Raw genomic sequence first — 13484 nt, forward strand, 5'->3', positions numbered from 1 at the left:
GCCGCTTTTTCAGCCGCCTCGGCATCCCTGGCAGCCCGGACCGCATCCGGCGGAATCAGGTCGACCAGCTTCGGGGACAGATGAACGCCACCCAGCGCCGACGCTGCCAGGTCGTCTTGGGACCACTCCCGGATGTTCTGCCATTCGGGCAGGGTCATCGCCTGGGCGAGGATCTCCCGGTTGAACCGCAGAGACGGCCGGATCTGTTCAGGCGGCAGAAACTGCGGATTGGGATAATAGAGGCCCATGCCAGCATCCTGCAAAAGAGAGGCAAAGGGACGGTAATCGGGCTCATGGTCTTCAATCAGTTTCGTAAGACGGGGAGAGTTGGCCACCAACTCTCCCCATTCGCGCCGGTCTGCCCGCAGGGCGTCGACCGTTCCCGCTTCCGGAACCATAAAGTCCGGTCGTTTTTCCATCGCGCACTCCGGACGCTCCATCGAACGCCGGAAGCACCTCCCTGTTCTTACTTCGTCAGGTTGAAGTCAAAATCGGCTTCCACATGGAAGGCCATCTTATGTACCGTTCGGTGCAACTGGCGGACCAGTTCGAAGTTCTCCCGGAGCGCCGTCTGTTTGCGTTTCGTTCCCGCATCAGGCTCCATGTCCACCAGCCGCCGTCCGATCTTCTTCAGCTTGGCGATGGCCTTAGACGTTTCCGAAACCTCTTCCGGATTGGCCAGCGCCTTTTCCGCCACTTCCTTCGCGTCGAGGACCAGTTCCTCCAACTGTCCGGTAAACTTGTCCCCGAACTGCCGGAGGATGGTCCCAACCTTCGCCTTCTGCTCTGGCTCCTCCCAGAGCGAATGGGCCAGGATGGAAAGATCCTCGTCCATCACCTGGTCGCGTCCGTCCAGGACGGCATGGGCCTTCAACAGGGCCAAGCCATTGACGAACCGGCGGTCGGACGGGGTGATTCCCTCCTTGACCAGTTCGCGTCGGATCTCCCGGAGCGTGTTCAGCGTGGCGATGGGAACCGTCGCCCGGTCACCGGCTGCCTGAAGCGCCTCCAGGTCGGCCAGCGACAGTTGCGGACGGTAGGCCGTGATTCCCCACCCGGTTGCAGCGCCGTTAAGCATGTCGAGAAAGGCGCCGTCACCCAGGTAACTGAGTTCGAAGCGCAGGTGGAAGCGGTCAAACAGCGCCGACAGGTTCTCGCCCTCTTCGGGGAACTCGTTGGAGGCGCCGATGACGCTGACGAGCGGCGTGCGCACGGGGGCGCCGTTGTTATAGAAGAGCCGTTCGTTCATTAGCGTCAGCAGGGCGTTCAGGATGGCCGAACTGGCCTTGAAGACCTCATCCAGAAAAGCCACATGGGCCTCCGGGAGTTTGGCCGTCGTGATCCGCCGGTAGGCATCTTGCTCCAGGGACCGGAGCGATACGGGACCGAACAGCTCTTCCGGCGTGGTGAACTTGCTCAGGAGCCACTGAAAGTAGTTGCACCCGTTCAGGAGTTCGGCCAGTGAAGAAACCAGTTCGGATTTTGCCGTTCCCGGCGGGCCGATCAGGAGCAGGTTCTTGCGGGCAACGAAGGCGACCATGGCCGCCTTGATGACGCTCTCCCGCTCCAAAAACCGTTTGGCTAGGTAGTCCATGGCAGCTTGCACCTTCGTCAGCGCTTGGGCGGCATCGGGGACCGGCGCGGGACCGGCCGTGGGCGCGCCCGGTTCATCGAAAAATTCGTCAAGGCGTAACGATTCGATGGCTTGCGTTTGGTCGAGCATAAAAAATTCCTCCTTTTAAAATAACAGCCCCACAGCACGCCGTTCGCGTTGCCCGTGGGGCTTTTTCTCGTCGCTCAACGAACGACAGCTTATTTGGATGCAAGGGCGGCCGCCTTCTCCACCATGGCCACAATCTGGCCCTTGATGGCCTGAATGACAACGCCCATGTCCTCCATCTCTTCCTGAAGCAACTGCTGGTACTCGGAAAAGGACTTCAACTGCCGTTTGGCATTGTCGATGAGTTCTCCCGCGTGCCAGGCGTCCAGCTTGTCGTTCACCAGCCCCTCCTTCATGTTGCGAAGGATGGCCTCCAGGTGATCACGGAGCTTGGCCCGGACCAGATCCTTGCCCTCGTCGTTGTTCCGCAGGGGAATCATCCAGCCTTCCGAACCGCCGCCAAAAAGCCGCAGCAGCCGGACCAGCGCCTCCAGTTCCATTTCGTTGCACACCGGCACGAAATAGACGCCGCCGGAGGGCCGCACGGCAATGGGGCTCATGGTCTGAAGGATCGACTGCACGATATCCCGCAGATGGCGCCCGTTGTAGTGCTTCTTGGCGTGTTCGAAGATGAGTTCCGCCTCTTCGATGACCGCCTGGACGAGTGGATCCTTGGAGGCCGATTCGACGACGAAATCCTCCACGTCCTTGTCGTAGACCAGTTTTGCTTCGCCCGCCTTGTAGGTGATGGTCTCCGTTGTGGAACTGACCTTTTCCACCACCACGGTCCGGACGACCTTCTCGCGGGTCGACTTGACGTTGCGAACCAGGACGTTGACGACGACGCCCTCCTCCGAATGGATCTCCTGGCGCTTCTTTTCGACAGCCGTGGTGGCGCGCCGGAAAGCGTCCACCGGGGAGATCTTGCGCGGCATGTGCTTGAGGTCCACGCCGGCCTGCTTGAATTTTTCCTGCAACGATTCGCGGGTGATGGCCACATCGGATACGGTAAACCAGGTGAGGTATCCCAGTGTAGCATCGTTTTTCTCGGCACTCGCGGCCATATTGAGAATGTTCATGGCACCCTCCATAGCGCCGGGCCTCGACCGCCGAAGCGGTGAATGCTCCGGCGGTCGCCGTCTTTTCCCCCGGCGATTGGGGAGATTTTAAAAGGGCAGGTCGTCCGGGTTTTCCCCGTCAGGGAAGCTTATCTCCTGACCATAGGAGAAACCGCCTCCGGCTGGGGCTTGGTCCCCCGGCTGACCGGATTGTTCCGACCGCTCCAGGAACCGGACCGTTTCGGCCACCACCTCGATTGCCGTCCGCTTCTGTCCCGATTGCTGATCGGTCCAGGAACGCGACTGCAGGCGACCGTCGACAGCGACCAGGCGGCCCTTGGCCAGATACCTGGCGGCGTTTTCCGCCTGCTTCTGCCAGACCACGATGGTAAACCAGTCCGTGATCTTCTGGGCGCCGGACTGCCGCTGCTGGGACGACTGGGGCCGGTCCACAGCGATGCTGAAGGTGCATACCGGAACACCGCTGTTGGTGTGGCGGAGTTCCGGGTCCTGGCCGAGCCGGCCGATGAGAATGACGCGGTTGAGCATGTTCCCTCTCCCTTTCTTTCTTGCCAGACTTGGTTTTTGACCAGAACGGTCAGATCCGGCTTCACCTCATGGGTGTTTGTTCAGTGCCTTGAGCCGTCGTTCCAGCGTTGCCAGAACAACAAAAAAGCCCTGTCAACGTTCCCAAAAAGGGAAATCCGTTAACAGGGCTTTGATCGCGATTATCGCTGTTTGGATAAAGAGAGTGTCCTTACCCGCTTGCTCCTGACCTTTCCCATCCTCACATCAGTCAGGCATTACACACGCAGTTCTCTCCGCTGCACCGGAACGGCAGAACGACAATCTCCCGGTGGGGGGTGACATTGCCGCATTTTTTCCTGCCGCATCTGCCAGTCATCTCAAAACGGCGACAAGCAGTGAGTAAATAAGAGTCATATATTTAGATTATACCAAAAGTTGCAGAAAGTGAAAAGGGAAAAGGCAGTGCCTTTTCTCAAATGTCTACCTGGATGCTGCAACCATGTTTTTTGCAGAGTGGTCCGGGTTCTGATTTCCACCAGTCAGTACAGAAAGCGCCGGTTTTCCAGCGGCAACACAATCGATGTCGTCGAAGGGGAGCGCAAGCTGTTCCGCGATGGTGACTTGGCTGCGACTGAAGGGGATCCCCATGTACTGCAATACTCGGCGATAACCGAGCACGTCCATGCAGTATTTGTACCGGCTCGGGTTCTCCCGCTCCATCCGGATAAACCGGTTCTCTCCTTTCTCAAATTGGACCCCGAAGGCGCAAAAATCGCATCCGGTGCGGCTTTCACCTGTGGTATAGAGGCGTCCGTCCGGCCCCTCCGTTATCTCGCCGTAGGCTTTGGAGTACGGGATGTTGTATTTCAGGATGTAATACAGGATATCCTCTCGTGTCCAGAGCAGCAGCGGCGCACACCAGGGAGACTTCCCCGTGTAGTTGCTGTGCCACAGCTTAAATAGGGTTTTGGCCCGTTCATCCCCCTCGTCCACCCGCATCCCCACAAAGGGGACTGAGTGGTGTTCTTTCATGTAGCGGTCGAGCGGCTCTTTTTTTAAGTAGTGACAGCACTTGTCGCTGATCTTGAAGGGCGCCTGCAATAGAAACCGCCACTTCTTTGGAATCATGTACGCTGAACGTCGCTTACCCTTGGAATCGACGCCGGTCAGACGCAAACGCCGGGTGGTGGCGTTCCTTTTGGTAGGATTGCGGACATCCCAAATGTACCGGGCGATCTTTTTGCTGACGACCGGGTATCCGTCCTCCTCCAGGACCTGCCGGTGGGTCTTCTTTGGCCGTACCCACTCCATATTGTCCAGGGTTTTGACGAAAGCCCGGTTGTCGGCGTTTTCCAAGCCGGTGTCGCAAAAGACGCCCTTGACGTTGGGAAGCTGCCGACGAACAAGGTGCAGAAGCACCGTACTGTCCAGTCCGCCGGATACATTGACGTGGACATCATGAGAGTAGCGAGGATAGGGAGGCCAGAACCAATTTTTGCTCCAGTCCAGGATAGTCCAGTACGCATCCGTCTCGAGCTTGGCTAACCGCTTCTCCCGGTCACTCCAGTGTTCAATCGCAAACCGGAGATTGCGATAGCGTTTCTTGTTTTTGGCGATCAATTCAGTCGTTATCTTAGCATCACACTCGAAGACACTGCATGCCATATCCCAGCCCCATGACAGAGACCCCGGAAGGAGCCCCATCAAATAGGGCTCCCTCCCTTCGTCTTCAGTTCCCGTAGAGCCAAACAGGCAACGACAAAGTGTTCTTTTCGGACAGAATCAACAGCTAAATGTAACCTAGCTCCTTTAAGCTGCTGTACCGTCCATCTCCGATCACGATGTGATCCAATACTTCGATTCCCATTATCCGCCCTGCCTCAACCAGCCTCCGGGTGATCTCCCGATCTTCCCGAGATGGTGTTGGGTCTCCGCTGGGATGGTTATGGGCGAGCAAACAGGCGGCTGCACTTTTGAGCAGGAGGGGCTTGAATGTCTCCCTGGGATGAACTATCGAAGACGAAAGGCTGCCAATTGAGATGGTTTCAATGGAGAGGACTTGGTTTTTCGTGTTCAACGCAACGACGCGGAACTCTTCCTTGTCCAGAAACCGCATTCTCTCCAGCAGCTTATAGCCATCTTCCGGTGAACGAACAACCTCTTTCGGTCCCTTCTTCGCTCGATTGAGACGCAGGGCCAACTCCACAACGGCCTGGATCCGGGCAACTTCGGTCGGTGTCAGTGCGACCTGTGTCTGCACCGCATACTCGCCGAGTTTTTCTCGCACACAGGAACCGAACATTTCAAGAAAGCCGTCTGCACTCTCCTGTGCGCCTTGCAGGATCGCTTCCGCCCGGCGCAGCCGGTCTCCTTTTTGGGGACTCAGGAAAACCGCCACCAGTTCGGCGTTGGACATTGCGCCAACACCGTGCCGAAGGAGCCGATCTTCCGGTTTCATGTCCACAAATTCAACCGGCGATACTTCGGGGAAAAAGCTCAATTGCTTCGCCATATCCTGCCCCTCCGCCGAGACGCACGGAGGGGGCCAGAGGCACCCCCGCATGCAAATGACGCGAGGGTACCTCCCTTTTCACTTATTTTTTGAACCCGAGGGCTCTTTTAAGGCGCTAGCTTGCGCGGGCCATTTCCGCCGGGACAGCCAGCCGCTCAATCGTCTCCAACTGCGCAACCAGTTCCGCCCGCACTTCCGGCGTCAGGCCATCGGGCACCGAGTTGTTCAATAGATCCCAGAAGGTTTCCTCTAGCTTCCCGGCTTCCGCCAGACGATAAGCCTGCCGAGCCATGGTCAAACTTCCTTCCGGCGCGCCTGCCTGCTTCAAGGTCTGGCCAAAGGCGGCCACCACCTGGACGACCGACGACGCCGTTTGATTGTTGCCCTTTCCGCTCTCCTGCTGCGCCGAGGCCGCGAGGGCTGGCAGGGTGGCATCCACTCTTTCACCGGACGTTCCCACGGTTGCCGGGGCTGCGCTGGCTGCCTCCGCTGCCGTCGCCGCCGCAGCATCATCCTTTTTCACCGTCCAACGGCACTGGGCTTTCCCCAGGGTAAACGTCCCGTCAAGGTCCACCCCTTCCTTTTCCAGCTTCTTGGCCTCCGTGGAAGTCAGGGAGATGTACTTGAAGGGATCGAGACCCTTGTCGGTAATCCTTTGGAAGACTTTCTTGAGGTTGTATTTCCGGGATGGTTCCGTTTCCATCTTCCCCATGATCTTTCCGCCAGCCCGGATGGCGCCGTGTTTTTCCGTCCAGGCCTTCAGAACATCCTCCACCTGCTTGACCTTGGCTTCCCATGCCAGCAGTTGCAAGCCATACTTTTCGGCCATTTCCCGTGTGAGCAGTTCCGGGTTCTGGGGAATCTCCGGCAAGTCCTCCGCAGGCGCAACCTGCAGGGGCTGGTATTCCCCCCGCGTGGCCGGGCACTGCTGGGCGTGACCGCAGTAGGCGCATAGCCCCGATGGGTTGCAGGCAAAGGCCTCCTCTCCCCCGCGCAACGCAGCATCGATAGCTGAAACCTGCGCCTTCACCCAGTCTGCCGTTTCCGCTAATTCGTCGGGACCATACTGAAACTCGTCGACCTCCCCGAGCCGCACCCAGTCATAGCGGACCAGGGCTTCCCTGGCCGCCTGGGTGGCAACGGTGTTAAGCGCCATATAGGCGTATACCGCCAACTGCCGGGTCGGTTTACGGTTCCGGCCCGTCTTAAAGTCGATGATCCGCAGCGGTTCTCCCGGAAAGATGGGAACCATCAGCACGTCGGCCGTACCGGACAGCCTGTGGTTGCCCACGAACATGGTCATGCGCACTTCCGCATGCAGTTCCATGTCCAGCGGCCGTTCGTAGTTCTTTACGCACCGCTTGGCCATGCGGACCACATCGGTGATGTTCGCTTCGGTCAGTGTCGGGTGCTTGGCAACCTCTTCCCGAGCCGCCTGTTCAAAACCGGGGAATCCCTTCCCCTGCTTCAGCCACCGTTCCGCCACTGCATGGGTTGCCGTTCCCTCGTCGGCGGCCGCGTTGGGCAGTTTCAATCCGAGAACGTTTTCCGCAAACCAGCGGCGAGGACAGCTTTCAAAGGTATTCAGGCTCGTTACCCGAATCTCCATCGTTCATTCTCCTCTCCTGCCGGAAGCGGCCACTTGCCCTTCCGGCTTTCGTTTCTTTCATCTGCCCTTTGCGGGCTTATATCGGCTGCCGCTGGATGGCGCCATTTCCGTGACTGTGCAGGACATCATCCAGCCCCTTACCGAGCTTCCGGTCCCAGACAGCGATGGAAACCGGAGTCCCCTGCGCCTTCAAGGCGGCGATCATGTTGTCCCGGTGCTTTGCCACCAGCGTCTCTGTCCGGCCTGCATCCCGGTCATAGGCAACGACGACTTCCCGGACCCGCAGGTAGGCGGCCAGTTCCGGGATATGCGCCCAGTTCCCCACGCCGGGAACGCTGACGACTGTTTCTTGAAGCGCCAGCGATGCCCGGTCCGCTTTCAGTTCTCCTTCGGTCACCCAGAGGCGCTGGCTTCCCGGCACAGCAGCCGTATGGAGCAACGCACCCGGTGACGAGCCGCCCGGTCTCGGTTTTCCTTCCTTGTCTGTCAACGAGGACATCCAGACGTAGACCCGGCCGCCGTTTGCGGTGGGTACCCGCACACGGATGGCGTAAATCTTGCCGTGCACGCTCCGGACAGGAATCAAAAGGCCGTTCATGCTCTTGACCGCCCAGCACCCATGCGGAGTCCGGTAGAATCCTGGCACGCCGGTGAAGTCCGTGATGCCGGTGAAAGAGGAGATCCTCTTTGCGATCCAGATTCCGTTGGTGCGCCGGGATTGGGCATAGCCAAGGCGTTGGATATCGGCTTCTGTAAAGCCCCGCGCCAGCAGGCCCGCTTTTTGCGCGTCACCCAGATGATACTGGGGGAGCGAGAGCAGGGCGCAGTACACCGCATCCCGCAGGGACGGCGGGGCCAGGGAAACCGATTCCGCTTTTTTGGTCGGCGTCGTCACCACGATCTGCGGACGCGCCGGAACCTTGCCCAAAAACTCTTGGGCGATATGTATTGCCTGCGGAAAGCTGACCTGCTGAACCAGCATGATCAGGGTGAAAACATCGCCGCTGGCTCCGCACTTTTCGCACTTCCATAGATCCGCGCCGTCAACCGCTGCGTGGGGCTGGAAGTGGCAGCTTTGCATTACTCCCTCGCTGCCATGAACGGGGCAGCGGAAGAAGTGGGTGTTTCCCGCTCGTTTTACGGGGAGCCCCAGGTGGGCGCAAAGATCGTGCAGCCGCAGTTCCTTGCGAATGCGCGCCTTCTCATCCCTGGGATGACCGATCGGCAACATTTCGCTTCCCGCCTTTCCGCATCGTTGTTTGCCGGAATTTCGGGTACAAAAAGGCCCCCTTCCGCGCTAACGGCAGAACGAGGCGTTGAAAAAATCGCGGGGCCGGCATCCGGCGCCGGCCCTTACACGTATCCTTTCTTTTGTCAAACAAAGATGAGATTCCCCTCCTTGTTCTTCATTACTTGAATTTCAATCGCCTGACCGACTTTCCATCCGGCGACCACATCGGCCTGGTCGGCCATTCCGTACACTTTTGCCTTCTGCCCATTGCCGCAATCAACCATCACCATTGCCAACCGGGTGCCGTTTCCGTCTACAGGACCTTTCGGTTCCGTGATCACCGTTCCCGCAATGGTGAAAGCCGAAGGACTCTGGGGCGATGGATTAGATTTGTTCTTTCCGCTTTCCGAAGGATTTGACTCCTTCCCTTTGCCTCCTTCGACAACACCCGATGGTGGGGGCGGCGGTAGCGGATCTCCCTGCTCCCGCATTGCGTTTTCGACTTCTTCGGCGCTGGCCATGCCAGAGCCGATTAACACGTAACCCAGCAGGCCCAGCGCCCGCCCGATCACCGAGGTTTCGGCATTCTCGAAGGGGTTGGTGGAATCGACGCCCTGCCCCCCGATACCGAGTTTTGCCGTTGCCGTAACGTTGCCGTAGATTTCAGACTGCACCGTCACCCTGGCAAGTTTGGTCTGTGTATCAAACTCCACTGGCAGGATGTGCAGCTTTGCGCCCTTCTCCCGGTGCTCATACCGTGCCCAGGCCACCCGCCCCTCCACGGAGAGGTAGGGTCTGGCGATGGTGATGAACGTTCCCTTGTCACCCGACCAGAGGCCGAGCGAACGGGCGTTTGCGTCGATGGCGGCCGGTTGATTGTTCAATTTCATGTTCCGTTCGATGGGAACGATGGCCCCGTAGAGCCATTCAGGAACGCTGGCTTTCGCCCTGGTAAACTCCAGAGCCTCCGCCTCTTTCAGTTCTTTGGCCCGCTGGATCAGCCATGCGGGCGTACCGTTGTTCTGCGCTTGCGCCATTTCAAATAACCTCCTTCATGCTTATCGCCGGGACATGGTGTGACCGCCGAAGCGATCAAGTCCTCGGCGGTCGCCCATATACTCCGGGCATGGAAGGTGTATGTGAACGCCCCTGGTGCAGAGGCGAATGGATTTAAAAGCAAGAAAGCCATTGTCCACATGCCCATAGGGCTACTGTTGACAATGGCTTATCCTGCGAAATCGCGATATGGCCTACAGGGAAATGCCTGCAAACCCTTGTGTCCGACCCGATCCCACCACTGTTGAGTCTGGACGAAAGATACCTGTGGTTCACTCCGCCACATCCGGAACGGCAGAACGTCAACGGCCCAGTGGGAGGTTCCGATAACGCATTTTTTCTGCCGCATCTGCTCGATCATCATGCTTTGACTGCGGTGACAAGCAGTTAGATGAAAATAATTTCGATTAAATTATACCAAACCTTTTCCGAACAAGACAAGAGCGTTGTTCTAAAAACTCCAAGAATATTGTAAGTAGCCTGTGTTAAAACCTACCGTTATCAAGAAACTTTTTTACTTCATTTTGCAAATTACTGTTTCCTATCATATTGCCATGTTTACCGAAATTAGAGGCACTCACGCTAATTATATTACTACCATTAATTTCGAATGGTTTTTTGGCATACTCAGCAACTACTGTATCATCACCGTTAGCTTTTTTTACTCCTCCTTCAGCGTTTCCATATGAATTTACTATAACATTATTCACAGTACTCTCCGTATCTGTCACAAACAGCTTAGTTCTGATTTTAGATATATCTCCTTCTTGCTTTGAGTATAGCAGTTTAATTGTATTTTGGTTATTTAACTCCTTAAGAAAAGTGTTTCCCGTGTATACGTTACCGTCAGTACTTGATTTACTGTTAAGTATAAATTTATAATCAGGTGATGGATTAAGATCGCCAAGTCCTTTTACAAAATTATAAGCAAATTTTTTCGTTTGCTCTCTTTTTTGGGGTTCATTAATACTCATTTGGGTTCGAGTCATTGTATAATAAAGCTCTTCCATTGTCTTACTAAAGCTAAACATACCCGGTATGGGATCTGCCATTTTATCACCAAACTTTAGATGGTCAACAAGTTTGCAATTCCCAGAATTCCATATTATATATACAATTGGTGCACCCGAATTCGGCGTTCCAACCATAGCAAACTTGTCGATGTCATTGGCATATTCCTCGCTTTGAATATATGCCCTGGTAACCAATCCGCCCATACTATGTGCGATTACATCCACCTTAGTATAATGCCTTCCCGATGCCTGTGTGTATTTCCTGATTTTTGGCATCAAATATTGCTTCCAAATATCCTTTACAGAAAACCTCCAATCATATGGAACCTCTTCGAGTTGATAGACCCCTCTATTTTCCACAGCATTTTTTAGACTAATAACATCGTCAGGTAAAATCGCTTTAAGTTCAGATTGTGGCGTTCCTATTGTTTGAGATAAAGTGGGATATGGCGAAAAAAGTGTTGGTACGGTCGTACTACTTCCCATTATACCAGGAACATATAATACAGGCAGTTTTGTTTCAGGAATGTCAAAACTAGCGAATATGTCTTTATTCGAACTAATAGATATTTTTGTAGCTTCGTCAATTAACAATCTGTTATATTTATGTATTGCAGGAGTAAAAGTGTGGTTGCCTAACCCAACTTTTCCAACAAACTTTCCTTCTTGATTTGCAACGAATTTTAGTTCATTTGAAGTACCTTTATTCACAAAAAGAATAGCATTCGGCGCAGGTTTACCGTTATCCTTGATTATGCCCTCTATTTTTGCAACTTTTTTATCATCTGTATTTAAGTACCCTTGACCTGAAGGAGAATCTATTTTAGTAAGGGTACTTGTTTCTCTCGTGTAAAACTCTAATCCATCACTCGCTACGTTTTTTCCGTCCCAGGCGTTTACTTTAATAAAGTGTTTTAGACCTGATGTCACCGGGACTTTGATTTCAATGCTATCAGTATTGTCTACTGACCAGTTTTTTTGCGTTTTTCCGTCTATGTATATTGCTAGCCTTTTGGTATTTGTTCCTTTTAAAAACAAAGCCTTTGCCTTAATAGTAACAACATTACCAACATTGAAGAAACTGTTTTTGGTTGGGGATTCAATCTTTACGTTGAAATCAGCCGCACTAGAGACTTGGACATGGATGAATGTAAACGAGAATAGTAACAATATAATCATTGCGAACTTTTTATATATACTCATACTACTCCTCCCAACTTTTTTATCTACTTTAATTACAAACAACTACCCTCATGCTTTCACTGATTCCGTTATATGTAGCTATTATTATTGTTTCTCCCAGGATACCTGAATATACTTTACCTTTACTAACTATAGCAACATCACTATCTTTACTGTTCCAAACTGCCTCTTCCGTTATATCTTTTTTGGTTCCATCTTCATATATGGCTGTTAAAGTTATCTTTGCAGGTTCAAGTGCATAGAACGGTATTTCTATTGTTTTTTTAGATACAACTAACTTTGACAAGTTTTCTTTTTCTGTACTTTCTTGAAGATTGATACGAACAACATTAATACCTTCGTTTTGATTTCTGTAAACAATTGACACATGGTTGTTTGTTCTTAATAAGGAAAGAACTCCAATTATATCATTCGGTAGACTTTTTACAATACTTTTGCTTAATGTTTTGTCGTTTACTTTGTATACATTTTTACTTGCTTCATCTATGCAATATGTCCATTCGCCAATTGAGTCAATTATATACAGTAAATGTTGAGGATGCTTTTCTTTTTTCATACTTTTAAGATCTATTACCTGGGTGCTTCCCCTTAATTCGTTGGTGTATTGAAACTCTATCGATTGTACGGGGTCATTTCCGTATTCGTTGTATCCATCATAGACTATGAGTTTTTCACCTTTTATTACGATGTCATCAACATCTCTCATGTCCGCAATTTTTCTTTTTGAGCTTCCGTCTGTTTTCATGCTGTAAATTCCTATATTGGAATAGTCCCATTCCCATTTGTTGTTTTTCCAGTACGCTTCGGGTTGTTTAAAGTAGTACAATGTGTCTCCTTTAACCAGCAATCTAAACGTTTTATCCTCGGTGATTTTAGCCCTATTCTTATCATCTGTATCTATTTTATATATTTCATGCGTATTTGAAATTGCGCAATATATACTATTATCCGAAACAAAAAAGTCGTATATGGCCTTTTCTACCCCATGTTTGTCTTTTCCTAAATCAAACTTGTATTTTGATGTGCCATCATTTTTTATTTTATATAATTCTCCCTTCTGAATTCCTCTTGCCCAAGTTTCAATCTCGGATATTTTCATATAATATATCCAATCATCAATAACTTGAATTTTATACGCCATATCATCTGTAACTGGTTGTAATTCACTTCCATCAGATTTTACTTTATAAATTTTATATGGGTCCTTTGAGTTTCTGTGGCTTAAAAAATAATACCATTGCTGATCTGTTTTTTCTTCGACATTGTTTGCGTACACCGTTAGTCCAGTACTAAAAAACACCGTTAATAGCAATAGACCAACCAAAGCAAAACGCGTAATCACATGCACCTAGTTCCTCTCCCCCATAGTTTTTTAAATTATATGTCTCGTAGCACGACAATATTACCAAATAACCCCAACTTTAGTTATGGGCTTAGGGTAAAAACCTGCGAATATTTAAAACTTAATCATTGCATTCTGAAGTGTCCCGTTTTCCTGTGTCTCAAAAAACGCTTTTCCTATAGACAAACTTAGATTACAAAGCTGAGGACTACTCGTATACCATGTAAACGGATCAATGGGGCGAAGTCGTATTGCCAACTCGTCAATCATAC

At 52.4% G+C, this 13484-nt stretch carries 11 protein-coding genes; all 11 read right to left on the reverse strand.

From position 1 onward, the window contains the following. Window positions 1-419: hypothetical protein (locus GTO91_RS17015; RefSeq protein ID WP_161259920.1), on the reverse strand; the 419-nt coding region annotated here is incomplete at its 3' end. A gap of 47 nt (window positions 420-466) precedes the next feature. Further along, entirely contained in the window at window positions 467-1723 is a 1257-nt protein-coding gene (locus GTO91_RS17020) for an AAA family ATPase (RefSeq protein WP_235919676.1), read from the reverse strand. An 89-nt stretch (window positions 1724-1812) separates the two neighbouring features. Further along, entirely contained in the window at window positions 1813-2739 is a 927-nt protein-coding gene (locus GTO91_RS17025; RefSeq protein ID WP_161259921.1) for a DUF6744 family protein, read from the reverse strand. An 87-nt stretch (window positions 2740-2826) separates the two neighbouring features. Continuing rightward, window positions 2827-3267 carry a single-stranded DNA-binding protein gene (locus GTO91_RS17030; protein ID WP_161259922.1) on the reverse strand — a complete coding sequence of 147 codons (441 nt, stop codon included), beginning with the start codon at window positions 3265-3267 and terminating at the stop codon, window positions 2827-2829. A gap of 459 nt (window positions 3268-3726) precedes the next feature. Beyond that, window positions 3727-4911 carry a phosphoadenosine phosphosulfate reductase family protein gene (locus GTO91_RS17035; RefSeq protein WP_161259923.1) on the reverse strand — a complete coding sequence of 395 codons (1185 nt, stop codon included), beginning with the start codon at window positions 4909-4911 and terminating at the stop codon, window positions 3727-3729. A gap of 124 nt (window positions 4912-5035) precedes the next feature. Further along, window positions 5036-5758, reverse strand: coding sequence for a RadC family protein (radC, locus tag GTO91_RS17040; protein WP_161259924.1), 723 nt, complete (start codon window positions 5756-5758; stop codon window positions 5036-5038). Between the two features lie 115 nt (window positions 5759-5873). Continuing rightward, window positions 5874-7367, reverse strand: a complete 1494-nt coding sequence (locus GTO91_RS17045) for a RecB family exonuclease (protein ID WP_161259925.1) — start codon at window positions 7365-7367, stop codon at window positions 5874-5876. Between the two features lie 76 nt (window positions 7368-7443). After that, on the reverse strand, window positions 7444-8598 hold the full coding sequence (locus GTO91_RS17050; protein WP_161259926.1) for a DUF3854 domain-containing protein: 1155 nt from the start codon (window positions 8596-8598) through the stop codon (window positions 7444-7446). Window positions 8599-8741: 143 nt separating this feature from the next. Next, complete coding sequence (locus tag GTO91_RS17055; protein WP_161259927.1) at window positions 8742-9635, reverse strand: hypothetical protein; 894 nt, start codon at window positions 9633-9635, stop codon at window positions 8742-8744. A gap of 504 nt (window positions 9636-10139) precedes the next feature. Then, complete coding sequence (locus tag GTO91_RS17060; RefSeq protein ID WP_161259928.1) at window positions 10140-11870, reverse strand: esterase/lipase family protein; 1731 nt, start codon at window positions 11868-11870, stop codon at window positions 10140-10142. Window positions 11871-11898: 28 nt separating this feature from the next. After that, window positions 11899-13218, reverse strand: coding sequence for a DUF5050 domain-containing protein (locus GTO91_RS17065; RefSeq protein ID WP_161259929.1), 1320 nt, complete (start codon window positions 13216-13218; stop codon window positions 11899-11901). Between the last annotated feature and the right edge of the window lie 266 nt (window positions 13219-13484).

Source organism: Heliomicrobium undosum (assembly GCF_009877425.1).
GTDB lineage: Bacteria > Bacillota > Desulfitobacteriia > Heliobacteriales > Heliobacteriaceae > Heliomicrobium > Heliomicrobium undosum.

Excerpts from the sequence above, each read along its gene's own strand:
- GTO91_RS17020 (WP_235919676.1), bottom strand. The coding sequence starts at position 1,723 with ATGCTCGACCAAACGCAAGCCATCGAATCGTTACGCCTTGACGAATTT.
- GTO91_RS17025 (WP_161259921.1), bottom strand. The coding sequence starts at position 2,739 with ATGAACATTCTCAATATGGCCGCGAGTGCCGAGAAAAACGATGCTACA.
- GTO91_RS17030 (WP_161259922.1), bottom strand. The coding sequence starts at position 3,267 with ATGCTCAACCGCGTCATTCTCATCGGCCGGCTCGGCCAGGACCCGGAA.
- GTO91_RS17035 (WP_161259923.1), bottom strand. The coding sequence starts at position 4,911 with ATGGCATGCAGTGTCTTCGAGTGTGATGCTAAGATAACGACTGAATTG.
- radC (WP_161259924.1), bottom strand. The coding sequence starts at position 5,758 with ATGGCGAAGCAATTGAGCTTTTTCCCCGAAGTATCGCCGGTTGAATTT.
- GTO91_RS17045 (WP_161259925.1), bottom strand. The coding sequence starts at position 7,367 with ATGGAGATTCGGGTAACGAGCCTGAATACCTTTGAAAGCTGTCCTCGC.
- GTO91_RS17050 (WP_161259926.1), bottom strand. The coding sequence starts at position 8,598 with ATGTTGCCGATCGGTCATCCCAGGGATGAGAAGGCGCGCATTCGCAAG.
- GTO91_RS17055 (WP_161259927.1), bottom strand. The coding sequence starts at position 9,635 with ATGGCGCAAGCGCAGAACAACGGTACGCCCGCATGGCTGATCCAGCGG.
- GTO91_RS17060 (WP_161259928.1), bottom strand. The coding sequence starts at position 11,870 with ATGAGTATATATAAAAAGTTCGCAATGATTATATTGTTACTATTCTCG.